The organism is Streptomyces sp. NPDC031121 (genome assembly GCF_055570615.1).
Map to the genome: position 1 here is coordinate 159064 of NZ_JBVIGV010000011.1, position 25176 is coordinate 184239.

At 76.8% G+C, this 25176-nt stretch carries 18 protein-coding genes; 7 read left to right on the top strand and 11 right to left on the bottom strand.

The features are described 5' to 3' along the window. Positions 1-83 precede the first annotated feature (83 nt). Positions 84-1577: an MFS transporter gene (locus tag ACZ462_RS21895; protein ID WP_467803088.1), complete on the bottom strand. Its 1494-nt coding sequence runs from the start codon at positions 1575-1577 to the stop codon at positions 84-86. Positions 1578-1762: 185 nt separating this feature from the next. On the opposite strand from ACZ462_RS21895, the gene ACZ462_RS21900 reads away from it, so the two are divergent. The 6 genes from ACZ462_RS21900 (at position 1763) to ACZ462_RS21925 (ending at position 8302) form a co-directional block, all read left to right on the top strand. After that, positions 1763-2566, top strand: coding sequence for a TetR/AcrR family transcriptional regulator (locus tag ACZ462_RS21900; RefSeq protein ID WP_467803089.1), 804 nt, complete (start codon positions 1763-1765; stop codon positions 2564-2566). 130 nt (positions 2567-2696) lie between these two features. Next, positions 2697-4115 (top strand): lysostaphin resistance A-like protein, encoded by a 1419-nt coding sequence (locus ACZ462_RS21905; RefSeq protein ID WP_467803091.1) that lies wholly within the window; start codon positions 2697-2699, stop codon positions 4113-4115. A 495-nt stretch (positions 4116-4610) separates the two neighbouring features. Continuing rightward, complete coding sequence (locus tag ACZ462_RS21910; RefSeq protein WP_467803092.1) at positions 4611-4859, top strand: hypothetical protein; 249 nt, start codon at positions 4611-4613, stop codon at positions 4857-4859. 4 nt (positions 4860-4863) lie between these two features. Then, on the top strand, positions 4864-7200 hold the full coding sequence (locus ACZ462_RS21915) for a helix-turn-helix domain-containing protein (RefSeq protein ID WP_467803094.1): 2337 nt from the start codon (positions 4864-4866) through the stop codon (positions 7198-7200). Positions 7201-7358: 158 nt separating this feature from the next. Continuing rightward, positions 7359-8033, top strand: coding sequence for a TNT domain-containing protein (locus tag ACZ462_RS21920; protein ID WP_467803266.1), 675 nt, complete (start codon positions 7359-7361; stop codon positions 8031-8033). Beyond that, positions 8030-8302, top strand: a complete 273-nt coding sequence (locus ACZ462_RS21925) for a hypothetical protein (protein ID WP_467803096.1) — start codon at positions 8030-8032, stop codon at positions 8300-8302. The genes ACZ462_RS21920 and ACZ462_RS21925 overlap by 4 nt, the downstream gene beginning before the upstream one ends. 13 nt (positions 8303-8315) lie before the next feature. On the opposite strand, the gene ACZ462_RS21930 is transcribed toward ACZ462_RS21925, so the two are convergent. Then, positions 8316-9137: a MerR family transcriptional regulator gene (locus tag ACZ462_RS21930; protein WP_467803098.1), complete on the bottom strand. Its 822-nt coding sequence runs from the start codon at positions 9135-9137 to the stop codon at positions 8316-8318. A 102-nt stretch (positions 9138-9239) separates the two neighbouring features. On the opposite strand from ACZ462_RS21930, the gene ACZ462_RS21935 reads away from it, so the two are divergent. Further along, positions 9240-10430 (top strand): erythromycin esterase family protein, encoded by a 1191-nt coding sequence (locus ACZ462_RS21935; protein ID WP_467803100.1) that lies wholly within the window; start codon positions 9240-9242, stop codon positions 10428-10430. A 92-nt stretch (positions 10431-10522) separates the two neighbouring features. On the opposite strand, the gene ACZ462_RS21940 is transcribed toward ACZ462_RS21935, so the two are convergent. From ACZ462_RS21940 to ACZ462_RS21980, 9 genes are all read right to left on the bottom strand, one after another. After that, positions 10523-10993: a hypothetical protein gene (locus ACZ462_RS21940; protein ID WP_467803102.1), complete on the bottom strand. Its 471-nt coding sequence runs from the start codon at positions 10991-10993 to the stop codon at positions 10523-10525. 219 nt (positions 10994-11212) lie between these two features. Then, positions 11213-12007 (bottom strand): thioesterase II family protein, encoded by a 795-nt coding sequence (locus ACZ462_RS21945; protein WP_467803104.1) that lies wholly within the window; start codon positions 12005-12007, stop codon positions 11213-11215. Positions 12008-12138: 131 nt separating this feature from the next. Further along, on the bottom strand, positions 12139-13059 hold the full coding sequence (locus ACZ462_RS21950) for an SDR family oxidoreductase (protein WP_467803106.1): 921 nt from the start codon (positions 13057-13059) through the stop codon (positions 12139-12141). Beyond that, a complete protein-coding gene (locus tag ACZ462_RS21955; RefSeq protein ID WP_467803108.1) occupies positions 13056-13667 on the bottom strand; it encodes a TetR family transcriptional regulator in 612 nt (203 codons plus the stop codon). Before ACZ462_RS21955 ends, ACZ462_RS21950 begins: the two co-directional genes overlap by 4 nt. Positions 13668-13784: 117 nt before the next feature. After that, positions 13785-14381: a dihydrofolate reductase family protein gene (locus ACZ462_RS21960; RefSeq protein WP_467803110.1), complete on the bottom strand. Its 597-nt coding sequence runs from the start codon at positions 14379-14381 to the stop codon at positions 13785-13787. A 688-nt stretch (positions 14382-15069) separates the two neighbouring features. Then, the gene (locus ACZ462_RS21965; protein WP_467803111.1) at positions 15070-15777 is read right to left on the bottom strand and encodes a formyltransferase family protein; all 708 of its coding nucleotides are present in this window, start codon (positions 15775-15777) and stop codon (positions 15070-15072) included. Further along, positions 15774-20354, bottom strand: coding sequence for an amino acid adenylation domain-containing protein (locus ACZ462_RS21970; protein WP_467803112.1), 4581 nt, complete (start codon positions 20352-20354; stop codon positions 15774-15776). The genes ACZ462_RS21965 and ACZ462_RS21970 overlap by 4 nt, the downstream gene beginning before the upstream one ends. 488 nt (positions 20355-20842) lie before the next feature. After that, the gene (locus ACZ462_RS21975; protein WP_467803114.1) at positions 20843-22498 is read right to left on the bottom strand and encodes an NAD-dependent epimerase/dehydratase family protein; all 1656 of its coding nucleotides are present in this window, start codon (positions 22496-22498) and stop codon (positions 20843-20845) included. Continuing rightward, a complete protein-coding gene (locus tag ACZ462_RS21980; protein ID WP_467803115.1) occupies positions 22483-25173 on the bottom strand; it encodes an AMP-binding protein in 2691 nt (896 codons plus the stop codon). Before ACZ462_RS21980 ends, ACZ462_RS21975 begins: the two co-directional genes overlap by 16 nt. Between the last annotated feature and the right edge of the window lie 3 nt (positions 25174-25176).

Consider the following 25176-nt stretch of genomic DNA (forward strand, 5'->3'; position numbering starts at 1 on the left):
CCGGATCATGGCCCGTCGCGGGTACGCGTCCGCCGGAGGCCGGACCCCGTTGCAGGGCCCGGACTCCGGCGGGTGTGGGCGGGTCAGGCGGCCGGTTCGGGTTCGAGGGCCGGCGTACGGGGCTTCGGGGCGGGCCGCATGACGAGAGTGGCGAGGAGGGCCGCGGCCAGGACGCCCGCCGCGCTGATCGTGAAGGTCGTCGCCATCGCGGAGGTGAAGGCCTCGCGGGCGGTGTGGGCCAGGCCGGGCTCGCCCTGGGCGGCGGACAGCGCGCCGGCGATCGACTGCTTCGCCTGGTCGGGGGCCCCGGCCGGCATCCGGTGGGCGTACCCGCCGGTCAGCAGCGAGCCGAGGATCGCGATGCCGAGGGCGGTGCCGGCCTGCTGGATGGTGTCGTTGAGGGCGGAGCCGACGCCGGCCTGCTCCTCGGGGATGGTGCCCATGAGGGCGCCGACCGCCGCCGGCATGGCCAGGCCGGCGCCGAGGCCGAGGAGGCCGAGGGCGACCGCGGGGACGGTGAAGCCGCTGTCGGCGGAGACGGTCGTCAGCAGGGCGAACGAGGAGGCCATCACGAGCATGCCGGCGAGGATCAGCGGGCGGGGGCCGGCCTTGGCGGCGAGGGCGGCGCCGGCGCCGTTGCCGACGAGGGCGGCCACGGCCAGCGGCACGAAGGCGAGGCCGGCCTTGAGGGGGGAGTAGCCGAGGACGAACTGGAGGTACTGGGTGAGGACCAGGAGCAGGCCGCCGTTGCCGATCTGCACCAGGGTCAGGGAGAGGGAGCCGCCGCTGAAGTTGCGGTGCTTGAAGAGGGCGAGCGGGACCATCGGCGCTTCGGTGGTGTTCTCCCAGACCACGAAGCCGATCAGGGCCGCGGCGGCCACGCCGAGGGTGACGGCGGAGCGGCCGCCGAACGCGCCGTGCTGCGGGATCTCGATGATCCACCAGACGAGGGCGGTCATTCCGGTGGCGGAGAGGACGGCGCCCAGGGGGTCCGGCTTGCGCCAGGCGCCCTTCGACTCGGGCATCAGGATGAGGGCCGCGGCGATGGCGAGGACGGCGACGGGCACGTTGATCAGGAAGATCGAGTGCCAGGAGAAGCGGTCGATCAGGACGCCGCCGAGGACGGGGCTGCCGACGAGGCCGAGCATCGATACGGACCCCCAGGCGGCCATGGCCTTGGGCCGCTCGTCCTCGTCGAAGACGGTGATGAGTATCGAGAGGGTGGACGGCATGATCAGTGCGCCGCCGACGCCCATCGCGGTGCGGACGGCGATGACCTGGCCGGGGTCGGTGCAGAGCGTGGCCGCGAGGGAGGCGGCGCCGAAGAGCAGCAGGCCGATCAGCATGATGCGGCGGCGGCCGAACCTGTCGCCGAGGCTTCCCGAGGTGAGCAGCAGGCCGGCGAAGACCAGGATGTAGGAGTCGAGGATCCACTGGGTGTCCTGGGCGCTCGCGCCGAGGTCGGCGGTCATGGACGGGACCGCGACGGTGAGGGCCATGGAGTCGACCACGAGGACCAGCGAGCTGAGGCACAGCACGATCAGGATCCACCAGCGGCGTGGATTGCGGTCTGCCATGGATTTCCCCTCCGGTGGGAGCAGTTGCGTGGGTGGAGCGGCCATCTGCGTACACCGTTCCGTCGATGCGCACACTGTACGCAGGGCGGAACGGTGTACGCAAGAGCGCTTCTTGTACGCTGCTGCGCACGGTGTACGCACGGAGCGCGCACCGGTCCGTGCTGCGAGGAGCAAGGAGCGACGCCATGGCAGGCAAGAGCAATCCCGTCCCGTCCGTGTGGGCCCGCACGCCGCGCGAGGCGGCCGGACAGCCCGCGCTCAGCCGGTCGGCGATCGTGCGGGAGGCGGTCTCGATGCTCGACGCCGAGGGGGTCGAGGCGCTGAGCATGCGGAAGCTGGGAGCCCGCCTCGGCGCGGGCGCGACGTCCCTGTACCGGCACGTCGCCACCAAGGACGAGCTGATGGAGCTCGCGGTGGACGAGGTGTTCGGCGAGATCCGCGTCCCCGCGGGCGAGGAGCGGGGCGGGGACTGGCGGGCCGCCGCCACCGAGGCGGCCGCGTCCTTCCGCCACACCGTGCTGCGGCACCCGTGGCTGGCCTCGGTGCTCGGCCAGGCCGGGCTCGCCTACCTCGGGCCGAACCTCATGGGGTCCTCCGAGCGGCTCGCGGCCCTGTTCACCGGGGCCGGGTTCCCCGAGCCGAGCCGGGCCATCGAAACCCTCCTCGCCTACGTCATCGGGATGAGCTCCACGGAAGCGGCCTGGCTGACGACGGTGGCCCGGTCCGGGGAGGGCGAGGCGGAGCTGATCGCCCGTCTGATGCCGGCGGCGGCGCAGGCGGCGGCCGGACACGCCCACCTCCAGGAGGAGTACGAGGCCGTGCAGGCGGCCCACACCGGCGGGAGCGGCACCGGGCAGGCGGCTACGGGCGCCCGCGACACGGACACGGCGGGCGCCGCCGGCGCCGATCCCGCCGCGCTGCGGGACGCGAAGTTCGCGTACGGGCTGGAGGTCGTCCTCGACGGCCTGGCACTGCGGCTCCCCCGGTAGGTAGCCCGGGCACTGCCCCGGCGGCCGGGGCGCGCGCGAGGTGATCGCTTAGGGTGCCGGGGCGGCCGTGTGCCGTGCGGGGCCGGCGATCGCGGTGTCCCCGGCGAGGAGAGCGAAAGGGGCTTCGGCCGTGTCGGAGATATCGGAGCCGGGCCGGGCGGGGGACGCCCCGCGGGGGCGGCCGGAGGACCGCGACCCGTGGGCGCCCCCCGGATCGGCGGGCGACCCGTGGGCGCCGCCCGGGCCGGCGGCCGGTCCGCAGGACGCGCACCGCGGCGGGCCGCGGCCGTACGCCGGAGGCGCGCAGGGCGGGGAGCCGTACGCCGGAGGCGCGCAGGGCGGGGAGCCGTACGCCGGAGGCGCGCAGGGCGGGGAGCCGTACCCCGGAGGCGCGCAGGGCGGGGAGCCGTACGCCGGAGGCGCGCAGGGCGGGGAGCCGTACCCCGGGGGCGCGCAGGGCGGGCCATACGCCGGGGGCGCTCAGGGCGGGCCGTATGCGTACCCTGCCGCGGCGTGGGGGTGGCCGGTGCAGCCGCAGCCGCCGCGGCGGGTCGCCGCGCCGGCCGGGACGCGGTACCACGAGCAGTCCCGCAACGGCCGCCAGCGCGTCTGGCACCGCCTCGGCGAATTCGTGATGGTCGGCGGGCTGTTCATGGTCGCGATGGTCCTGCTGGTCGGAATCGGCCTGACGGTCGGCCAGGCGCTGGGGTTCGACCTCGCCCCCGAGGAGGGCGGCGACCGGCTGCTGGCCGACCCGGTCGCCGACCAGGCGCTCGCGCTGGTCGGCCTGGCCCTCGGCATCCCCGCGGTGCTGCTGGGCGTGCTGGCGTGCGGCGGCCGGCCGGCGGGGACGGTCGTGTCGGTGGTCGGGCGGATGCGGTGGCGCTGGCTCGGGCTGTGCGCGGCCGTGGCGTTCCCGGTCATGGCCGTGCAGATGGGCGTCCTCGTGCTGTGGGAGTGGCTCCAGGCGGGGGACGCGGGGGACGAGGTCTTCGCCGGCGACGTCCCCGGGATGACGCGGCTGCTGGTGGGGCTGCTGTTGTTCGCGGCGCTGGTGCCGTTCCAGGCGGCGGCCGAGGAGTTCGTCTTCCGGGGCTGGCTCGTCCAGTTCTTCGGCGGGTTCCTGCGCTCCCCCTGGCCCGGGGTGTGCGTGGCGTCGGTGCTGTTCGCGCTGGCGCACGGGTTCGGCGGGTGGAGCGGCTTCTTCCTGCTGCTGTACTCGGCGCTGTGGTGGGGGTGGCTCGTCCTGCGGACCGGCGGACTGGAGGCCGTGATCGCCATACACACCGCGAACAACGTCCTGTCGTTCGGGCTGGCGCTCGCCCTCGGGCAGTTGGCGGAATCCGGGACGGCCGCCGACGCGCCGTGGCAGGCCCTGGTCGTGGAGTTGGTGAGCGCGCCGGTGTTCTGCCTGGTCATCGACCGGTTGGCGCGGGCCCGTGGTATCGCCTCCCGGCGGCCCGCGGATCCGGCCGAGGCACCGCCGGAGGTGGCGCCGGGACCGCACCCGCAGGGAATGCCGGGCCCGGGCACCGGCCTTCCCGCCTGAGCGGCGCCCGCGTACGCGCGGCGAGGTCTTCGGCGTGCGGGGCGGAAGGACGGGGGCCGCGCCAACGGCCCCCGCCGGTGCGTGGATCCGGACCGTCGGCTCCCGCGCAGGGGGCGCGAATCTTCACGGATGCGCCCCCGAGGGCAGTATGCGCGACAGGGGGTGTTGTTCAGTGCGGTCTCTTCTTCGTGAACGCTTCCGCACCCACAGGCCGGCTGTGAGCTGCGAGGACGCCTCGGCGGGCGCATAGTTCACGGACGGACGGCCCCGGCGGTGCAATGGTCACTGGGCCGGGCATCAGCGGATATCACAAGCGATAGGGGCATTTTTCGGACCGGTGCCGGGGAGGGCTGCGCTCGGGCATGGTGGGTGGGCGCCCGTCGGCTTCCGGCCTCCGAGCGGCTTCCCGCAGCGCCAACTGCGGGCCCGCGCAGGCGCTTCGCACATCGATCCGGACCGTTGCTTCGATCGGAGGATTCCGTGATGGGAATGTCCGTGGCTTCCGCTGGGTGGGCTCCGGGGCTGGGCGTACGCCCCTCCCCCGTACGCGTGAAGGTGGTCGTCGTCGTGGTGGTGGCCGTGGTCACCGCCGTCCTGGCCGTGCTCGGCCAGGCCCCGGGAACGTCCCTCGCGGTGATCGTGATGGTCACCACGACGGGCCTGGAGCTGGCCCGCCGTATCTCCGGCGACGGCGTCGGAGAGGGCGGCGGTACCGGTCCCGCCGTCCCGCAGGCCGGCCGGTAGCGGCATGGCGACGGGACGGCGCGGGCGGCCCGAACAGCCGCTCGACACGAGCGTCCCGGCCCTGGCGGAGCTCGCGCGGGAACTGCGCGGGCTCCGTGCCGCGGCCGGGCTGACCCTGGCCCGCCTTTCCGCGGACGTCAACTGGAGCAAGGGCGCGCTCAGCGCCGCCGCGTCGGGGCGGAGCCTGCCGCGCTGGGAGCTCGTCCGGGCGTGGGTGCAGGCGTGCGACCCGGCGGCCAACCTCGACCTGTGGCAGGCCCGTTACGCGCGGGCCCGGGCGGAGCACCAGTGGACCCGCATCGCCCCGCAGTCCGAGGGCCGGGCGGCGGGGCCGCCGTCCGCAGGCCCGCCGCCCGGCCCGAGGGGCGCCCACCCCGCAGGCGCCGGCGGGGGCCTGCGCACCGCCCACCCGCGTACGGACCCCGTCGCCGCCGGCGGCGGCCTCCCGGCGGGCGGCGCGCCGGGGCCGACCCGGGCCCCGGCCGCCCCGGCGGCCGGCGAGGCGGCGGCCGCCCTCCCCGCGGACCCGGCCGGCCCGCCGCACCCCGCGGACCCGGCCGGGCCGGACAGCCCCGCCGGCGTCCCGGCCGACCGGGAGGACGCCGGCGACCCGGACGGCCCGCTCGCCAGCCCCCTGGAACGGGACGCCTGGCGGACCCTCGCCCCCGACCGGCGGCCCTGGGGCGTGGCCGCCCACCCGGCGCCGATCCGCCTGCGCTACACCACCGTCGGCCCGGACTTCACCGACGCGGGCCCAGACGCCCCCGACCTCGGCGGGCGCTACGACGAGATCGCGGAGGTCCACGCCCTCGCCCCGGGGCGGCGCCTGCTCATCCTGGGCGACCGCGGTTCGGGCAAGACCCAGCTCGCCCGGCACCTCGGCACCCGGCTGCTCACCTCGGCGGGCACGGGCGCGGTGCCCGTGCTGGTGTCGCTGCGGGGCTGGCGCCCCCAGCCCGGCCCGGTCGACGACCTGCTGGCGTGGATCGCGGGCGCACTCAGCGGCTGCTCCGCGGAGGACGTGCGCACCCTGCTCGGCAGGCACCGCCTGCTGCCCATCCTGGACGACTTCGACAGCCTGACCCTGCGCCAGCGGGCCTGCGCGCTGCACCTGTTCAACCGGCTGCCCGAGCAGGCCCCGTTCGTCCTGGTCAGCGGCTGGGCCGAGTTCACCGACGCGGTGGAGCGGACCGACACCGTCATCGCCGGGAGCGCCGGGGTCCGGCTGCGCCCCCTCGGCGTGGACGACCTCGACGGCTGGATCCAGCGCAGCTCCCGCTCCCGTACCAAGCAGCAGGAGTGGGCGCCGGTGCTGGAGGCGCTCGCCGCCCGGCCCGACCTGCCGGCCGCCGCGGTCCTCGCCGACCCGACCCTGGCCGGCGCCGCACGGCTGCTGTACACGGACGGGCGCGCGGACCCCGGGGAGCTGGTGGCCGAGGACGCGACGGAGGAGTCGCTGCAGATCCGCCTGGTACGGCACCTGTTCGGGGCGTATCTGCCGTACGGCCAGCACCGGGGGCCGTTCCGCGAGCAGCGCCGCCACGCGGCCCTGCGGCTGCTGGCCTTCCGGGAGCAGGAGGAGGGCGGGCCGGTGGGCGACCTGCGGGTGCTCTACCGCGGGCGGCGGCCCTCCCGGTGGCAGGCCGGCGCGTACGCGCTTCTGACGGGCCTGCTGGTGTGGCTGGTGCTGAGCCTCTACGAGACCGAGAGCCGGGCCGACGACCTGTCCTACGGGCCCTCGTACGGCGGGTCCGACACGGACCGGGAGCCGGTGTGGTTCCTGCTGGGGGTGCTCGCCGGGTTCGCCTGGTACGCGTACCAGCGGCACCGGCTGGATCCGCGGGCGCCGCGCGGGGACCCGGTGGGGCGGGTCTGGCAGGGGGTGCTGAAGGGTGTGCCGAGCGGGCTGGTGCTGCTGTTCGCGCTGACGGTGCCGGATTCGGCCACGGACATCCTGTTCCTGATGGCGGCCGCGCTGCTGCTGGGGTTCACCGCGTGGTCCGCCGAGCGGGTGGTGCGCCCGGCGGAGACGCTGTGGGTCGTCGGGGACGTGCTGGCGCCGCTGCTGTGCTTCGTGCTCCTCGTCGCCACCTCGGCCGCCTGCGTGCTGCTGGTGCCGCTTCTGGTGGGCACCACCGTGAGCGGGCACTGGTTCCGGGCGGTCGTCTCTTCCCGGTTCGCCGTGTGGGGGCTGCCGCCGAGCGCGGTGTGCGGGCTGCTCGACGAGGCCGCGGCCCAGGAGGTGCTGCGGGTCGGGCCGGGCGGATGGTCGTTCAGGCATCCGGCCATGGCCCGGTGGTACCGCCATGCGCCGGCCCTGCCGGAGTTCGACGGGCCGTAGAGAGGGCGGCGGGGGTGGCCGGTTCTCACCTCCATGCGGTTACGGAGCGTCAGGAATCCACTACGGTGGGCCGGGTCGTTGTCGACTACACGCAGCTCGGGAGATGACAAGTGGAGCGCAGCCGTACCGATCTGAGGATCCGGGCCGTCCTGGCCGCGATGGGGGTGGGAGCGGCCATCGCGGCGGCCCCTGCCGCCCAGGCGGCGCCGGCGGCCGCCGAAACCCCACCCGCGGCGACCGCGGTGGCGGGAGCGGCCGGCTCGTCCGCCGCTCCGCCGGAGCCGTGCACCGGGGAGTTCCTGGGCGACAAGCGGCTCGGCCCCCGGCATCTGCCGAAGCGGTGGCAGCAGCCGGTGGGGCCGCTGCTGGAGGACTACCGGCGCACCGGGGGCCTGGCCCCGGCGGAGTTCCTGAAGAAGTACTGGGAGGGCCCGGCCGATTCCGGCGGCTGGAAGTACCCGCCGAACGACGGCTTCGCCGAGGTCAACGGGCAGGTGGACAAGGCGCCCGAGGTGCTGGAGCCGGGCGAGCGGCTGGACCGCTTCGGGTCCGAGTACGGGTCGTACCTGGCGCCGGCGGGCGACCCGTACGCCAAGCGGGCGCTCCCCCCGCAGAACCTCAGCACGCGGGACGCCGCCTTCCCCTGCGACTACCGCGTGTACACGGTGGTCAGGCCGTTCACGGTGTGGGAGGGCTCCATCGCCCCGTGGTTCGAGCAGCCGGGCGGCGGGCGGCAGATCAAGCTGGACCCGGCGTTCCTGGACCCGGGCGAGGGGCAGCGGCTGAACGTGAAGTGGCTGCTGGACAACGGCTACCTGGCGCCCGGGGCGTGAGCGCGGGCCCGGCGGGCAGCGGTCCGCCCGCGCGGGAGCGGCACGCGCTCGACCGGGCGCTGCGGGAGGCGGGGGTGCCTGCCGCGCACTACTGGATCGAGGGCGTGCACGAACCGGCGCCCCGTCCGCCGGACTTCGTGTACCTGCGGGCGCGCCCCGAGGGCGGCTGGGAGACGGGGGTGTACGAGCGCGGGGCCTTCGATCCGGTCGCGGCGCACGCCGACGAGGCGGGGGCGTGCGCGCACCTGCGGAGGCTGCTCGGCGTGTGAGGCGCGGCGGCGCCTATCCGGCGGGCGGCTGCCCGTCGGAGGGGTCCGGCCCGGCGGAGCCGTCGCGCAGGGCGAGGTAGTCGCCGAGCCGGGCGGCCGCGGTGAGCATCGCCACGCCCCGCGCGGTGAGCTGCCGCTGCCAGTCGTCCAGGGCGCGGGTGAGGGCGTCGGCGCCCGCGCCGGTGCCGGTGCCGGCCCGGGTGCCGGTGCCGGTGACGGCCCGGGTGCCGGTGCCGGTGACGGTGCCCGCGGTCGCGCGGAGCTGCCGGACGACGGTGGCGATGCGGTCCAGGGGGTAGCCGCCGCGCCGCAGGAGGTGGGCGAGTTCGGCGTCGCGTACGTCGGCGGCGCGGAAGACGCGGTATCCGGTGCCGGGTTCGCGGGCGGGGGCGAGGATGCCGGCGGTCTCCCAGTTGCGCAGGGTCGCCGGGGCGAGGCCGAGCCGGCGGGCGAGATCGCCGACGGTCAGGGGCCCGCCGGCCTGGGCGGGCCCTGCGGGGGCGGGGTCCGGTCCCGCCGCGAGGTGGCCGACGGCCTGCCGTACGGCGGCGAGGGTCTCCCTGTCGCGCAGCAGCCGGGCGTGGCCCCGGTCGACGGTGTGGAGGGCGTCGTCGAGGGCGCCGTGGTGGACGGCGTTCATGATGCGGCCGGCGGGCTGGTGCCCGTACGCGCCGACGAGCGCGAGGAAGGCGCGCAGTGCGGCCGCGTGCAGCGGGGTGTAGACGCGGTAGCCGCTGGGGGTGCGCTCCGCGGGCGGGAGGAAGCCGTCGCGCTCGTAGTTGCGGACGGCCTGGGTGGAGATGCCGTGCCCGCGGGCGAGGTCGGCTGGTCGCATGGCTTCCCCGCTGTTTGAGGGTTCGGCCTCCATCAGGTCGGCCAGACACGGCTTGGAGAGACGAAAGTCTCCACCGGTCTTTCAAGGATACGCTTGCGGGACATGATGAGTCAGGACATCCGGGAAATCGTTCCTGCGTCGTGCGCCCTGCTGGGCCTGGGCGAGCCGACGCACCTTGAACCCGCCTTCGGTCGGGTCCGCAACGACCTGTTCGAGCAGCTCGCCGGGCACGGCTTCCGGTCGATCGCCCTGGAGACCGACCGTGTGGCCGCGCTCGCCGTGGACGACTACGTCCGCAAGGGGCACGGAACCCTCGACACGGTGATGCGCGAGGGGTTCAGCCACGGCTTCGGGGAGTCGGCGGCGAACCGGCGGCTCGTCGCGTGGATGCACGCGTACAACCGCGGCCGGACCCCGCGGGAGCGGCTCGCCTTCCACGGCTTCGACGCCCCGACGGAGTCCATGAGCGCGCCCAGCCCGCGCCCCTACCTGGAGCACGCCCGCGCCCACCTGGGCCTGGACCTCGGCGTGGACCTCGCCGAGCTGGCCGGCGACGACGGGCGGTGGAGCCGTCCCGAGGCGGTCCTGGACGCGGCGGCCTCGCCCGGGGCCGAACCGGCGGCCACGGCGCTGCTGGCGCTCGCCGACGACCTGTGGGGCGCGCTGTACTCCCGCGCCCCGGAGCGGATCGCGGCCACCTCGCGCGAGGAGTGGCAGCGGGCGGGCATCCACCTGGCCGCCGGGCGCGGCCTGTTGCGCTACCACCGGCAGGCGGCGCGGCCCATGGACCGGTCGCAGCGGGTGCGGGGGCTGCTGGCCGTGCGGGACGGGCTGATGGCCGAGAACCTGCTCGGCATCCGCGCGGCCGAGGCGGGGCGCGGCCCGACGCTGGTCTTCGCGCACAACCTCCACCTCCAGCGGCCGCCGAGCAGCATGCGGCTCGGGGACGCGGACGTCACCTGGTCCGGTGCCGGCGCGGTGGTGGGGTCCCTGCTGGGGGCGGAGTACGCGTTCGTCGCCGGAAGCCTGGGCCGCAGTGCGGCGATCGGCCTGGGCGATCCGGAGCCCGACACGTGCGAGGGGCTGCTGCAGCGCCGGGCGGAGGGCGCCGGGTGGGGGCTGGCTCCGGTCCCCGAGCCCGGCTCCGCCCGCACGCGCACCGACACCGTGCCGCAGCAGGGCTACTTCCCCCTCGACGACGCGGTTCTGGCGGGCGCCGAGGCGGTCCTGCACGTCCCGGACGGCTCCCGGGCGGCCGCCAGCGACACGGCCGACACGGCGGCGGCCGAGTAGCCCGGGCGCACCGGCGGCCGCGGCCCGGGCGGCGGCCGGGGCCGCCGGCGCCCGGTGCGGCTGCCTTGACGACCGATCCGCCGAGCCGCGGGCTACGCCGGCTTGTCCCGGGCCGACTCCCGGTGCCAGTGGAGTTCCGCCACCGCGTCCGAGGCCTCCCGGCGCACTTCGGGATGGGGGTGCTGGAGGAACCGCTCGACGGTCGGCAGCGCCGCCTGGTCGTGGGTGTTGCCGAGGACGGCCAGGACGTAAGCGAGGAGGAGGCGCTCGAAGCCGTCCGCGCCGGCTGCGAGCGGCTCCACCACTCGGTAGGGGAGTTCATGGTGCGTGGAGGCCGTGCAGACGGCGTGCAGCGCGGACTCGCGCACTGCGTGGCTCTCGCCGGAGAGCGCGACGGTCACGAGACGCCGCACGGCCCGCTCGGCGTCGCTCTGCGCAAGGCGGCCCGTCTCCAGGACATCGCTGACGACTTCGAGGCAGAGGTCCCGGCTGCCCGCATCGGAGCTGTCCAGCTCCTCCCACGCCGATTCGATCAATGCCGCGAGGCCCTGGTCTCCGTCCACGCCCGGAGCATATGCGCCGGTCGCTGCCCTGTCTGGTGTCTGGTGCCCGGGACAGACCAACCCCGTCGTCGCGCACGGGCGGCACCGGCCACCGTGGGGCCGCGGCAGGGCGCCCCCGCGCACGACACGCACCCGGGGGGCGGACGAGTTCCGGGCGGCGGTGCGCGACGTGGTGAGCGGAGGGGGCGCCGCCGGAGCGGAAGGCTCCTGAGCGGGTCGTCAGCGGGCCGCCGTGCGGAGGGCCGTCGTGACCAGGCCGGCGAGGGTGTCCTCGCGGCCCTGGAGGTAGAAGTGGCCGCCGGGGAAGACGCGGGAGGAGAAGTCCGCGGTGGTGGTGTCGGCCCAGGTGGCGAGGGATTCCGGCGGGCAGCCCGCGTCGGCGTCGCCGCCGAGGGCGGTCACCGGGACGGGGACGCGGGCCAGGGGCCGGGCCGGGCGGTAGCCGGTGAGCAGCCCGAAGTCGCCGCGGAGGGACGGCATGAGGAGGTCGCGCAGTTCTGGGATGTCGTACACCTCGGGCTGGGCGGCGCCCTGGTCGCGGACGTACGCGAGGAGGGAGGCGTCGTCCAGGGCGGGCAGGTTGGTGCGGTCGCGTACGGGGGCGGCCGCGCCGGAGACGAAGAGCCGGACGGGCAGCGCCCGCGGGGTCTGCCGGGCGAGCCGCAGGACGGTCTCGTACGCGACGAGCGAGCCCATGCTGTGGCCGAAGACGACGGTGGGCAGTGCGGGGAGCGCGGCGAGGGCGGCGGCGACCGCGTCGGCGAGTTCGCCCAGGGTGTCGGGGACGGGATCGCCGAGCCGCTCCTGGCGGTCGGGGTACTGGACGGCCAACAGCTCGGTGTCCGCGGGGAGGTGGCGGGCCCACGGCTGGTAGGCGGGGGCGGCGCCGCCGGCGTGGGGGAGGCAGACGACGCGGGAGCGGAAGCGGGCCCCGGCGGTGGCGAAGGCGGCCGAGCCGGGGGCCTGGCCGGTGGCGGGGGTGAAGCGCTTCAGCCAGCGGTCTGCGTCCTGCATCTGGTTTCTCCGGTTGTTCGTGCGCGTACGGGCGTCGGCCGCCCGCCCGGCGGTCGGCCCGCCGGGCACCAGGATGCTGGGGCCCGGCCCGCGCCCCGGCGCCGGGGTCCCCGGCCGGGGCCGGCGGCCGGCTACAGCGGCTCGCCGAGGGGGCCGTGGACCGGTTCGAGGGCGTCGGCCCAGTGGGCGGCGAAGTCGGGCCGGGTGCCGTCGGTGTCGGTGAAGCCGTACTCCTTGGAGAGGGACCAGGTGGCCAGGGCGCGGCCCGTCCGGCGCAGGACGTCGGGGTCGGCGGCGAGGGCGGCGACCGCGCGGCCCAGGTAGGCGGGGCTTTCGGAGTGGGCGAAGTGGGGGTCCTGGGCGACGGCTTCGCGCCAGGTGGCCTCGGTGACGCCGAAGTGGTCGAGCACCGCCTCGGAGCGCAGGAAGCCGGGGGTGAGGGCGACGGCGGCGATGCCGTGCTCCTTCAGTTCGGCGGCCTGCGCGAAGGCGAGGCGGATGACGGCCGACTTGGCGAGGTCGTAGAAGAACGAGCCCCGGTAGCGGGCGGTGTTGCCGTCGGTGACCTCGACGACGAGCCCGCTGCCCTGCGCGACCATGAGGGGGAGGGCGTGGCGGCTGGTGATGACGTGGGTCTCGACGGCCTGGCGGAGCAGCCGCAGGCCGGTGTCGAGGTCCTGCTCCCACAGCGGGTGCTCCCAGTCGGTGAGCGGGTCGCCGCCCCAGACGGAGTTGACGAGGACGTCGAGCCGGCCGGACTGCTCGGCGGCGATGCGGGTGGTGAGGGCGCGGACCTCTTCGGGGTTGCTGTGGTCGACGCGTAGGGGGATGCCGATGCCGCCGGCGGCGGTGACCTGGGCGGCGGTCTCCTCGACGGTTTCGGGGCGGTCGAGCGGGGAGCGGCCGTCGGTGCTGCTGCTGCGGCCGGTGACGTACACCGTCGCGCCGGCCGCGCCGAGGGCGACGGCGGCGCCGCGCCCGCCGCCGCGGGTGCCGCCGGCGACGAGGGCGACCTTTCCGGCGAGGGGCCGGGCGGGGGTGTCGTGGGTCATCGTTCCTCCGGGCGGGCGTCACGGTGGGGGCGGTGGGCGCGGAGCACGGCGGCGAGTTCGCGGCGCACGCGGTCGGCGAGGGTGCCGCTGCGGTCGAGGGCCCAGACGAGGCCGGCGCCGGCGGTGGCGGCCTGCACGGTCGCCGCGAGCGCGGCGGTGTCCGTACCGGGGAGGAGCTCCCCGGCCTCGGCCGCCTCGCCGAGGAGGGCCTCGACGGCACGCTGCTGGGCGCGGTGCACGGCCAGGGCGTGGCGGTGGAACTCCGGGTCGGTCAGGTCGACGCACAGGAAGGCCAGGTGGTGGGCGAAGGCCTCGGGGGTGTCCATGTCCTCCGTGAAGGAGACGAGCAGCGCCTCCAGCGCGGCCAGGGCGCTGTCGTGGCCTCGGCGGGCGCGGGCGTGCAGGTCGTCCGCGTCGCGCGCGGCCTGCTCGGCGAGCGCGAGGAGCAGGCCGCGCTTGGAGCCGAACCGCTGGACGAGTGTGCCGGGGACGAGCCCGACCTCGCGGGCGACCGCAGCCAGGGTGAGGCCGGAGGGGCCGCAGCGACCGATCACGCCGACGGCGGCCCGCAGGATCACCGCGTCTTCCACGCCCCGGGGTCTTGCCATGCTCCTGCCCCTCTTCGGGTTAATGAATGAATGTTCATTCATTAAAACGCACGGCCGTGGCGGCGACAAACCCGCAGGTGGCGGGGGCGGCGCGGATGGGTCCGCGCCGCCTGGAGGTCAGGCGGTGGTGCGGGTGTAGGTCAGGAACACCGCGCCGCTCTTGACGACCGTGTGGTCGGCGAGCGTCCACGTACGGGGGTCGAAGGCGGCCTTGCGGGAGAACAGCGGGATCCCGTCGCCCAGGGTGAGCGGGCCCACCTTCAGGACCAGCATGTCGATCTCGGCGTACAGGGAGCCTGCCAGCTCGGCGCCGCCGATCAGCCAGATGTCCTTGCCGTCCTGCTGCTTGAGCTCGCGCACGGTCGCCGCCGGGTCGCCGGAGACCAGTTCGACGGCCGGATCGGGAAGCTCCGTGAGGGTGCGGGAGAACACGAGGTGCCGCAGGTGGGGGTAGGCGTCGGTGATACCGGCCGCGAGGCCGATCTCGTAGGAGCGCCGCCCTTCGAGCACGGTGTCGAAACGGGTGCCCTCGGCCGTGACGGACAGCGCCTGCCGCGCCTGGACGGGCAGGGTCTCCGGGTACTCGGCGACGAGGTGCTGGAGGTAGTCCTCCGCGATCGGCCAGAAGCCGTTCGGACCGGTCGGGTCGGCGCCGTCCGGGCCGGCGATGAAGCCGTCGAGCGTGGTGGCGATGTAGTAGACGAGTCGGCGCACGCCGGGTCCCTCCTGTTGGTCCGCTGCCGCGGTACGCCCCCGTGCCGTTGGCCGGCAGCCGGGTCGCGCACCCGCGGAACGATCATCGCATCGGGTCGTCGGGGCACCCAACACGGATGCGTTCGGGTGGAGTTCGCCCTGCGGATCGGTCGGCGTAGGGGGGGAGCCTTCGTTCCCGGCATGACGGGCGAGGTGCCGCTCCGCCCCGTCGGAACGGCCGCGGAGCATGCCCCCGGCGGGCTCGCCGCCGTCTTCGACGACCCGGTGCGCCTGCGCGGCCGCGGCGGCCGTGAGGCCGGGCGGGGGGGCGGGGGCGGGTGGGCGGTCGGGGGCCGCCGCGCACGGGTCGCGGCTGCGGGCGGCGGTCGGGGCGCGCCGCTGCCGCGGGTTGGTGGACGGACCGTACGTCGCCGGTGCCTTGCCGAGCCGGCATCGCGGAGGAGCTCGAGCTGCTGCTCCTGCGGCCCTTCGCCGCGGCGGGCGTCGGCATACCCCTCCGTACGGCCGGCCCGGAGGCGCGACCGGCTAGGGCCTGTATCGGGTTGCCCCGTGGAGCAAGGAGCGGCGTTCGGTACGTGCCCTCGGCGCGCGGGACGAATGTCCTCGTAGCGGAGCTACTAGCCTTCGGCTCGTGCGCCGAGGGTGCGTACCGGGCGTCGCGACGCCGCGGGGCACCTCAATACAGGCCCTAGCCGGCGGGTGGTCGGCGTCGTACGCGGTGCAGGGCCTCGGCGACCTCGGGGGCGTGCGCCGCGAAGGGGCCGAGGTCGGTGGCGCGCGCGAACGACGGCGAGTCGCGGTGCTCCCCGAGGCGGGCGAGGGCCCGCCGCCCGTAGTACGCGGCGGGCCGGGCGGCGGCCGTCGGGACGGCTCGGGGTCGTTCGCCGGCGGCCACGGCGGGCAGCGTCCGCTCGAACAACGTCTGGCAGGCGCGGACGCCGCGGAGCATCACCTCGTGGAAGCGGTCCGCGGGCCCGATCGGGAAGCGGTGCTCGGCGAGCACGGGGCCGGTGTCGATGCCGGCGTCGACCTCGTGGACGGTGGCCCCGTACTCGGTGTCCCCGTGGAGCAGCGCGAACACCACGGCGGCGGACGGCAGTCCGCGGTGCTGCGGCAGCAGCCCGTTGTGGACGTTGACGATGCGGAGCCCCAGCGACAGCACCGGGGCGCGGAAGATCTGCCGGTTGTTGACCGACCAGACGATCCCGTCGGTGGAGGCCGCCGCCAGGTCGGCGGCCGCGGCGTTGGCGTCGGGCGCGGCCAGGTGCGCCGTGCCGGGGCCGGCGGCCGCCGCGTCGAGCGGGTCGGGCGAGCAGACCAGGTCGACGCGGTGGCCTCGGGCGGCGGCGTGGGAGACGGCCCGGCGCAGCAGGGCGCCCTCTCCGACGAAGATCATGCGGTGGTTCCTTCGCGTACGGCGGCGAGGCGGTCGCAGACCCGGCCGAGGGTCAGGTCGCGGACCAGGACGCTGAGGTCCTCGGTGAAGCGGCGTGCCTGGTCCGGTGTGAGCAGGTCGGCGCTGACGGCACTCAGCATCTCGACGAGGGCGAGCGAGTCACCGCCGAGCGCCTGGAAGTCGGAGTCGGCGGTCAGCGCGGCGGCCTCGACGCCGAGGACGGTCGCCCAGTGGCCGGCCACGCGGGCGCGCAGCGCCTTCCGGCTGCTGCCGGGGCCGACGGCTTGGCCCCACGGATCGTGCGGTCCGGCCGACTCGTGCGCCTCGTACGGCCCGTGCGCCTCGTGCGGCCCGGCCGGCGGCGGGGCCGCTCCGGCGAACGGGTCGGGAAGGGCGTCGAAGTCCGTCTTGCCGCCCACGGTGATGGGCAGGGCCGGGACGGTGACCACATGCGCCGGAACCAGGTGCCGGGGCAGGATCCCGGCCAGGTAATCGCGGAGTTCCTCCGCCGAGGGCCCGCCGACGGAGGGCTGCTGCGGGGTGCGGACACCCGTGCCCGCCGGGCCGGTGTCGACAGGGCCGACACCCGCGGCACCGGAGGCCGCCGGGCCCATGGCCGCAGGGCCGGAGGCCGCTGGCACCGCAGCAGCTGAGCCGGAACTCGCCCGGCCCGCGGCCGCAGGGTTCATGGCCGCAGCACCCGTGGCCGCAGGGCCTACCGCCGCCTCGTGGTCCGCCAGGCCGGCGTCCGCCGAACCCATGGCAGCAGGGCCGGTAGCTTCTGGCGAGCCGAAGTCCGCAGGGACGGGGGCCGCCAGGCCCGCGGCCACAGGGTCCACGGCCGCACGGCCTATGGCCGCCGCCGCAACGCCGTCCACCAGGCCGGAGGCCGCAAGGCCCATAGCCGCATGGCCAGTGCCCGCCACGGCGAAGTCTGCTGGCTCTACGGTCGCCGAGCCGGAGTCCGCCAGGCCCATGGCCGCAGTACCCCTGGCCGCAAGACCCATGCTCGCCCGGTCCGTGGCCGCCTGGCCGGTGGCCGCAGGACCCATAGCCGTAGGGTCAATGCCCGCCGCGCCGGAGTCCACCAGGCCCGTCCGGTCCGTGGCCGCACGGTCGGTGGCCGTCAGGCGCGCGGCCGCAGGCCCGATAGCCGCATGGCCGATGACCGCCGCGCCGGAGTCCGCCACGCCCGTGGTCGCGGCACCTGTGGCCGCCGGGCCCGTAGCCGCCGAGCCGGGGGCCGCCAGGCCCATAGCCGTACGGCCGGTGTGGGGAGGGCCGCCGGCCGCGGGGCCGTGGGCCGGGATCGCGTATGCGACCAGGACCGAGCCGCGTGCGCCCGGGCGGCGCCGGGTCGTCACCGCGGCGCGGGCCACGCCGGGGTGCGCCTCCAGGGCGGCGGTGATCTCGGTGGGCTCGATGCGGTGGCCGGCGACCTTCACCTGGCCGTCGACCCGCCCGGCGAAGGCGATGCCGCCGCCGGGGAGGCGGCGTCCGAGGTCGCCGGTGCGGTACGAGCGCACCCCGTCGGGCCCGGTCGCGAACGGCGTGCCCGCGGCAGCCGGTTCAGGCGCCTGCGCCGGGGTGTGGTAGCCGCGGGCCACCTGGACGCCGTGGACGACGATCTCGCCGACGCGGCCGGCGTCGTCCGGGCCCGACCCGATGGGCGCGCCGTCCTCCGCGACCAGGTCGACGCGGAGGTCCGGGCCCGGGGTGCCGAGCGGCAGCGACGGGCCCGTCTCGGTGTCGTCGACGACGTGCGCGAGGCAGGCGACGGTGGCCTCGGTGGGCCCGTACCCGTTGATCAGCCGGCAGCCGGTGCCGAAGGCGGCGTACGCGGAGCTGACGGCCGCCGGGGTCAGCTCCTCCCCGCCGAGCAGGAGGGTGCTCAGGGGCCCGCCGCCGTCGCCGTCGAGGAGGGCAAGGTGGGACGGCGTCAGGGCGAGCGTGTCGGCGCGGTGTTCGCCGACGAGGGCGCGGAGTACGGCGGGGGACGGCGCCTCCGGGGCGAGGACGGCCGTCCCACCGGCCAGCAGCGGCAGGAACAGCGGGAAGCAGGAGATGTCGAAGGCGTAGGAGGAGGCAAAGCCGAAGCGGGTGCCTTCGCCGACGCGGCAGAGGTCGGTCATCCAGCGGACGAAGGCAACGAGCCCGCGGTGCTCGATCAGCACGCCCTTGGGGCGGCCGGTCGAGCCGGAGGTGTGCATGACGTACGCCAGGTCGTCCGGGGCCGGAGCCGTGCCGGTCGGCCCGGGGGCCGCGGGCGGGGCCGGCGTGTGCGGGGGCTGCGCGGGCGTCGGCACGTCGTCGACGGCCAGGAGCGCGCCGGGGACGAACTCGGCGAGGCTGGTGGCCAGGTGGCGGCGGGTCAGCGTGACCTGGGCGCCGCACGATGCGAGGACGCCGCGGATCCGCGGGCCGGGGTGCGCGGGGTCGAGGGGGACGTAGGCGGCACCGGCCTTGAGGATCCCCCACAGCGCGGCCACACCCTCCGGGGTGCGGTCCACGACGAGGCCGACGAGGTCCTGGCGGGCGGTCCCGCGCCGCACCAGCTCGGCGGCGACCGCGTCGGAACGCCGGTCCAGCTCCGCGTAGGTGACCGGCCCGGCGGGCCCGTCGAGGGCGACGGCCGCGGGCGTACGGGCGGCCTGGGCGCGGAAGAGGTCGACGACGGTGGCGGCGGCCGGGGCGGACACAGCATGCGGGGCGGACGCGTCAGCCGGGGCTGTCGCGGCGGGCACGGCAGCTGAGGTGGCCGGGGCGGCCGGGGCTGTGGAGACGGCCGGGGCGCTCACGGCAGACGTGGCGGACACGTCAGCCGAGGCATGAGGGGCGGCGGGGGTGGCGGAGGCGCTCGCGTCAGCGCGGGCCGTCGCGGCGGCCGGGGCGCTCGCGGCGGACGCATCAAGCAGGGCGGACACAGCGGCCGGGGCGGACGCGTCAGGCAGGGCGGCCGGGACGGTCTGGCCTGTCAATGCGGAAGCAACGGCCGGGGCCAACGAGGCCGTCGGGGTGGACGAGGCCGTCGAGGCGGACGGATCGGACGCGGACGCGTCAGCCGGGGCCGTCGCGGCGATCGGGACTGTCGGAGCCGTCGCGGCGATCGGGACTGTCGATGCGGACGCAACAGCCGGAGTGAGCGAGGCCGTGGAGACAGCTGAGGCAGACGCGCCAGCCGGGGCCAACGCGGCGGTCGGGACGGACGGGGCCGTCGCGTCCGGGGCGAGCGGGGCCGTCGGGGCAGCCGAGGTGGACGGGGCCGTCGGAGCGGACGCGGACGAGGCCGTCGAGGCGGTCGGGACGGTCGATGCGGACGCAGCGGCCGGGGTGGACGAGGCCGTCGACGTGGTGGGGGCGGATTTCGTGGACGCCGGGCTCGTACGGGCGCTGGGGCCGTCCGTGAGGAGCGCATCCATGACGGAGTCCAGGAAGGCGGGTGCGCGGTGCGGTAGGGACGGGGCGGTGGCTCGGACGCCGAGGGTGATTTCGGTTGCGACCGCCGTCTCCGTGAGGGCGAACGACAGGGGGACCAGGGGGGCGTGCACCGGCAGGGCGTAGGCCGTGGTGGCGGTGAACCCGCCGCCGGAGAGTTCGCCGGTGTCGAGCCGCCCGAGGTGGGAGACGACGGCGGAGGCCAGGTGCCGGTCGGTTCGTACGGCGGCGGTCTGCGCGGCGCGCAGCAGTGCCGCGACGGCCGGCCCGGGCAGGCGGCGGACCAGTCCTGCTTCGAATCCGGAGGCGAGTTCGCCGCCCGCGGCGAGTTCCGTCAGGAGGCGGGTGTGGGCGGCGGCCCAGTCCTGGCCGGGCCGCAGGTCGAGGAAGAGGGGCAGGGTCAGGTTGCCGGTGGCGGCGTTGAGGTGCGGAAGGTGGCGGCGCAGGTCCACGGGGACCATGGCGCGCGTGTCCAGCCGTGCCGTGTCGGCGAGGGCCTGGGCGAGCCGGGCGGTGAGTGCGGGGTGCCGGCCGGGCAGGGTGCGGCGCAGCCACAGCGTCTGCGGCGGGGCGTCGGCGGCCGGGGAGGGGCCGAGCGGGGAGCGCCGGCCAGGCAGCGGCGCGGGCCGCCGACGGGGGCGTCCGCCCCGGTCTGCGGCGAGTCGACGCAGTACGCCGAGGTCGGTGGACGGGTCGGCGGCGGGCCGGGCGGCTTCGCCGCGGAGGGCGCGGAAGACCTCCCGGACCCAGGTGAGGGCGCCGTGCCCGTCCATCACGGCGTGCGAGGCACTGAACACCAGCGCGGTACGGGCGCCGCCGGCACCGGGCACGACGAGCACCTCGCACCCGGGCCGGTCCGTCGGCCCGGCCCGGTCGGCGAGCAGACGGACGGTCCCCGGGTCGGAAACATCGAACGGCCCCGCGGTGGGCGGCGCTTGGACGATGCGCGGCAGCGGCCCACCGCCCACCCAGAGGCGCCCGCGCCGAACGAGCCGCGACCCGGGGCACGCCTCGGCGGCCCGGGCAACGGCGTCCCGTAGCCGCCCGGCATCGGGCATACCGTCGCCCTCGACGACGATCCGCAGGGCCATGGCTCCGCGCGGCTCTCCGGCGGCGAGGTAGAGCCGCTCGGTGGGTGACACGGGCCGCCGGTAGGCGTGGGCGGAGGAGCGGGGTGCCTCCGGTAGGAGCGGGGTGCCGGGTGCGCTCGCCGCGCCGAGTGCGGTGGACGCCGACGAGTCCGGAGTACCGGGCGCCCCCGGAGTGCCTGGGGCCCCGGGGGTACCGGGCGCGCTCGGACTGCCGGGCGCGCTCGCCTCGCTGGGTGCGGTGGACACCGACACGTTCGGAGTGCCCGACACGTTCGGAGTGCCGGGTGCGCTCGCCGCGCTGGGTGCGGTAGACACCGGCGGCTTCGGGATGCCCAGCGCGCTCACCGCGCCGAGTGCGGTGGACGCCGACGAGTCCGGAGTACCGGGCGCCCCCGGAGTGCCTGGGGCCCCGGGGGTACTGGGCGCGCTCGGAGTGCCGGGTGCGGTGGACACCGACACGGTCGGGGTGCCGGGCGCGGTCGGGGTGCCAGGTGTGCCGGGAGTGCCAGGTGTGCCGGGGGCGTTCGGGGTGCTGGTGGTCATCGTGAGGTGTCCTCTCGGCCGACGGGGCCGGCCGGATCGGTGGGTGCGTGACGCGGCGTCTGCCCTCCCGGTGCGGCCCCTCCCCCGGCGTCTCCGGGCTGCGCGGCTCGGGCACGTGCCGTGCCGGTGGGGAGGGTTTCGCCGTCGGGGTTGTCGGGGCCGTCGCCCCCCGTGCCGTCGGGGTCGGGCTGCCCTGCGGGGTCGCGTACGGACCGTCGGGCGCGCCCTGCCGCGGCGGCGGGCCGGGCGTCGGCAGGGCCGCGGGCGGGCGCCGGTGTCGGTCCGGGGGGCGGCGGGGGGTCGGCGGCCGGAGGGTGCGGGGCCGGGTGGTCGGCGAAGGTCGCTTCGGGGCCGGTGCGCACGTCGCCGGTTCGCGGGTCGCCGGCACGCGGATCGCCGGTGCGGGGGTGGGCGGTGCCGCGCGGTCTGCCGGGGGCGGGGTGGTTCCGGACCGGGTGGTCCGGGCCGGGCGCGGCCGTCGGGAGGGGTGCGGCGGTGTCGCCGCCGGGTGCCGTTTCCGCGGGCGGGTGCTGGGCGCGGGCCGGGGCCGGGGGCGTGGCGTCCGGGGTGTGGGTGTGTGCGGGGTGCGGGCGGGGGGCGGTCCAGGAGGCGACGCCGCCTTGCGCGGTGACCCAGCGGACCAGGTCGCGCAGGCCGTCCTCCTGCGTGCGGGCGGGGGTGTAGCCGAGGTCGCGGCGGGCCGCCGTGGTGTCGTACGTGCTCGAACGGGTCAGCAGGGCCATCATGTACCGGCTCAGCGGCGGGCTCGTCCGGGCCCGGGCGGCGGTGTCCGGGCGCAGCCGCCATGCCGTCTCGACCGCCGCGGCGAGTGCCCGGCCGGCGGGCAGCGGGATGCGGGGTGCGGGCGGCGGGCAGCCGAGGCGGGCGGCGACGTCGGCGAGGAACGGCCACAGGTCGGTCGTCTCCGCGTCGGCGACGAAGTACGCGCGCCCGCCGATGCGCTCGGCCGGGGCGGACACGGCGGCGCGCAGGCAGGCGTCCACCGCGTTGTCGACGTGGCAGAGGGAGACCAGGACGCGTTTGCCGCCCGACAGGTCCGGGAGGCGTCCCGCGTGCAGGGCGCCCATGAGGCGGGGCAGGAACCCGGCGTGGTCGCGGGGCCCCCATATGCCGCGTGGCCGCAGGGCGCAGGTGGTGAAGCCGTCGGTGTCGGCGGCGAGGACGTGCCGCTCGGCGGCGGCCTTGGTCGCGCAGTAGTCGTTGAACCAGCGGGTCGGGTAGGGGGTGGTCTCGTCGATGCCGAGCCGGTCCCCCTCCCGCGGGTCCATGAGCGCGCTCGGGCTGGAGACGAAGACGAACCGGCGGGCGCCGGCGGCGCGGGCGGCGTCCATCAGCCGGAGGGTGCCGGTGACGTTGGCTTCGGTGAAATGGGCGCGGGTGCCGTGGTCGACGACGCGTGCGGCGCTGTGCAGGACGGCTTCGCAGCCGTCGGCGGCGCGCCGGAGCGAGTCGGGGCGGGTGAGGTCGCCGGTGACGAGTTCGACACCGGGCAGGGCGCGCAGCCGGTCGGTGTCGCTGCCGGGGCGGACGAGGGCGCGTACGCCGTGGCCGGAGCGCAGGCAGGCGTCGGCGAGGTGGCCGCCGAGGAAGCCGGTGGCTCCGGTGATCAGGATCTTCACAGCTGCCGCCACCAGGTCGCCCCGTAGAGCATGGTGAGGCCCGCGGCGGCAGGGCGGCCGATGCCGGCCGCGCGGGCTCGGGGCAGGGCCAGCGGGATCTGGACGGCGTGCCCGGCGGTGCTGAGCACGGCGTCCGCCCACCACAGCAGGCGGGGCAGGCGGGCTTCGGGAACACCGACCACCGCCGCCCACACGGCGCCGCCGACGAGGTACGCCCACCCGGCGAGCGGGACGAGGCGGGCGGCGCGCTGACGGGGCGTCAGGGGGGTGGGAGGGGTGAGGCGGCGCTCGGCCCAGCGGGCCAGCTCCTCGCGGCCGATCTTGGCGTTGTGCCGGATGTCGACGGGGAAGCCGGGGTGGTGCAGGAACTCCTCGACGCCGGTGGTCGGTGCGTGCGCGCAGGCCAGGGCGCGCAGTTCGGCGGTGAGGCGCTGCCAGGCGGCCTCGTCGAGGTGTGCGTCGGCGGTCTCGACGCAGACGACCGGGCGCAGGGCGCGCCGCCGGGGGCCCGTCGGCGTACCGCCTGGCGCAAGGTGCGACGGCCAGCCCGGCGCACCACTCGACGCCCCGCGCGGCTCGACGCCCGACTCCTCGCCCGACAGCCCGCCCGGTGCAACGCTCGGCGCCCCGCCCGATGCCACGCCCGACGCCCCGCCCGGCGCCCCGCCCGGCGCCCCGCCCGGCGCCCCGCCCGGTGCAGCGACCAGTGCAACGCCCGACGCGGAGCCGCTGCCGGCAGTCCCGGTGCGGGCCGGTCCGCTGTCCGCGGTTGCACCGCGCGAGCTGCCGCTGCCGGCAGTCCCGCTCCCCGCGGCTCCGTGCGCGGCAGCGCCGCCCGCGGCCTCGCCGACAGCAGCACCGCCCGCGGAGCCGCCCTCGGCAGGGCAGTTGCCCGCGATCCCGCTCCCTGCGGTCCCGCGGCCCGGAGTTCCGTTTCGTGCGGTGCCGCTGCTCTGCGTCCCGCTGTTTGCGACGCCGTTCGTGGGCGTCCCGCCGCCCGCGGCTTCGCTGAGCGCCGCAGCGCTGCGGGGGGTCGGGCTCTCGGCGGTGCCGTCTCCGGTGCCGCTGCGGGCTGTGGTGCGGCCGCCGCGGCCCCAGCCGCTGTCCGCGGGGTCGGGGGCGGGGATGCCCACCAGGGCCGTGCGGCGGACCTGGGGGTGGGCGTTGAAGACGCCTTCGCAGCGCACCGTGTGCAGGTCGCGGTGCTCGGTGCGGACGCGTTGGGCGGAGCGGCCGCAGAACCAGAGCCGGCCGTCGTCGTCGAGGTAGCCGAGGTCGCCGGTGCGGTGCCAGGCGGGGCCGGCGGGGTCGGTGGCGTCGGGCACCTTGTGGAGCCGGTCGGCGTCCGGGGAGTGGTGGTAGCGGGGGCTGACGCAGTCGCCGCGGACGGCGATCTCGCCGACCCGGCCCGCCGGGAGGTGCGGGGCGGGGCCGGGCAGCGGGCCGTCGGTGACGGGCAGGATGGCGAGGCGGATGCCGGGGACGGGGTGTCCGACGCAGGTTCCGGCGCCTTCGGCGGCGCGTGCCGCCGTACCGCCGCGAACACCGCCGCGACCACCGCCGACATCACCGCGACCACCGCCGGTGGCCTCGTCTGCGTCCGGACCGAGGAGTTCGGTCGCCTCGATCGACGTGATCGGCAGGGCCTCCGTCGCCCCGTACGTGACGTGGATGCGGGCCCGCGGGTCCAGTACGCGCCGCAGCGCGGCCACCGTCGTGTCGGGCACGGGCGCTCCGCCGCCGACGACGCAGCGCAGGTCGGGCAGCGGGTGGCGGCCGGGGGCGGCGGCGAGGTGGGCGGCGAGCGGGCCGAGCAGGGCGGGCGAGGCGAACATGGTGGTGACGGCGAAGCGTTCCAGCGCGTCGACGACGAGCGCGGGGTCGGCCTGGGCGACGCGGGAGGGGGCCAGGGGGGCGAGGACGAGGGTGGAGCCGTAGACGAGGTCGAGGACCCCGTAGAACGGCAGGGTGACCAGGGAGGTGTCCTCGCGGGTGCGGCCGTGCACGGCCTCGATCTGGCGGGCGATCGACAGCGCCATGCGGTGGGTGTACTCGACGCCCTTGGCGGGGCCGGTGCTGCCGGTGGTGAATCCGATCATCAGCAGGTCGTCGCGGCCCGCGGCGACGGGTGCGGCCCCGCCGCCCTCGGCGCCGAGGGTCCGTAAGGCGGTGAGGGTGCGGGCCCGGCCGAGGCGGTGCCGTCCGAGGGTGACCGGGACGCGGATCCCGGCGAAGGCGCGGCGGCCGAGCAGGCGGGCGGCGTGGGCGAGGGGCGGCCCGATGAACGCCTCGGCTCCGACGGTGCGGTAGCAGTGCAGCATCCGGCGGACGCCCATGCCGGGGTCGACGACGACGGGCACGGCGCCGACCCGGAAGAGGGCGAAGGCGAGGGCGAACAGTTCGGGGCCGGGCGGCGCCATCAGGACGGTCTTGGTGCCCTTGGTGATGCCGGCGCGGGTGAAGCCGGCGGCGAGTTCCTCGACGGCCTGCTGGAGCCGGCCGTAGGTGAGGGTCCGGTAGGCGGGACGGGCGCCGTCCCGCCGCGGGCCGGCAGCGGGGTGGATGACGGCCGGCTTGTCGGGGAAGGCGCGGGCGTTGCGTTCGAGGAGGCCGGCCAGGCTGTGCGCGCCGAGGTCGTCGGCGGTTGCGGGCCGGGGCGCCGCGGGGAGGGCGGTCGTGGTCGCCATGGC

Coding starts and splice junctions, on each gene's coding strand:
- ACZ462_RS21895 (WP_467803088.1), bottom strand. CDS start 1,577: ATGGCAGACCGCAATCCACGCCGCTGGTGGATCCTGATCGTGCTGTGC.
- ACZ462_RS21900 (WP_467803089.1), top strand. CDS start 1,763: ATGGCAGGCAAGAGCAATCCCGTCCCGTCCGTGTGGGCCCGCACGCCG.
- ACZ462_RS21915 (WP_467803094.1), top strand. CDS start 4,864: ATGGCGACGGGACGGCGCGGGCGGCCCGAACAGCCGCTCGACACGAGC.
- ACZ462_RS21920 (WP_467803266.1), top strand. CDS start 7,359: ATGGGGGTGGGAGCGGCCATCGCGGCGGCCCCTGCCGCCCAGGCGGCG.
- ACZ462_RS21930 (WP_467803098.1), bottom strand. CDS start 9,137: ATGCGACCAGCCGACCTCGCCCGCGGGCACGGCATCTCCACCCAGGCC.
- ACZ462_RS21935 (WP_467803100.1), top strand. CDS start 9,240: ATGATGAGTCAGGACATCCGGGAAATCGTTCCTGCGTCGTGCGCCCTG.
- ACZ462_RS21945 (WP_467803104.1), bottom strand. CDS start 12,007: ATGCAGGACGCAGACCGCTGGCTGAAGCGCTTCACCCCCGCCACCGGC.
- ACZ462_RS21950 (WP_467803106.1), bottom strand. CDS start 13,059: ATGACCCACGACACCCCCGCCCGGCCCCTCGCCGGAAAGGTCGCCCTC.
- ACZ462_RS21955 (WP_467803108.1), bottom strand. CDS start 13,667: ATGGCAAGACCCCGGGGCGTGGAAGACGCGGTGATCCTGCGGGCCGCC.
- ACZ462_RS21965 (WP_467803111.1), bottom strand. CDS start 15,777: ATGATCTTCGTCGGAGAGGGCGCCCTGCTGCGCCGGGCCGTCTCCCAC.
- ACZ462_RS21980 (WP_467803115.1), bottom strand. CDS start 25,173: ATGGCGACCACGACCGCCCTCCCCGCGGCGCCCCGGCCCGCAACCGCC.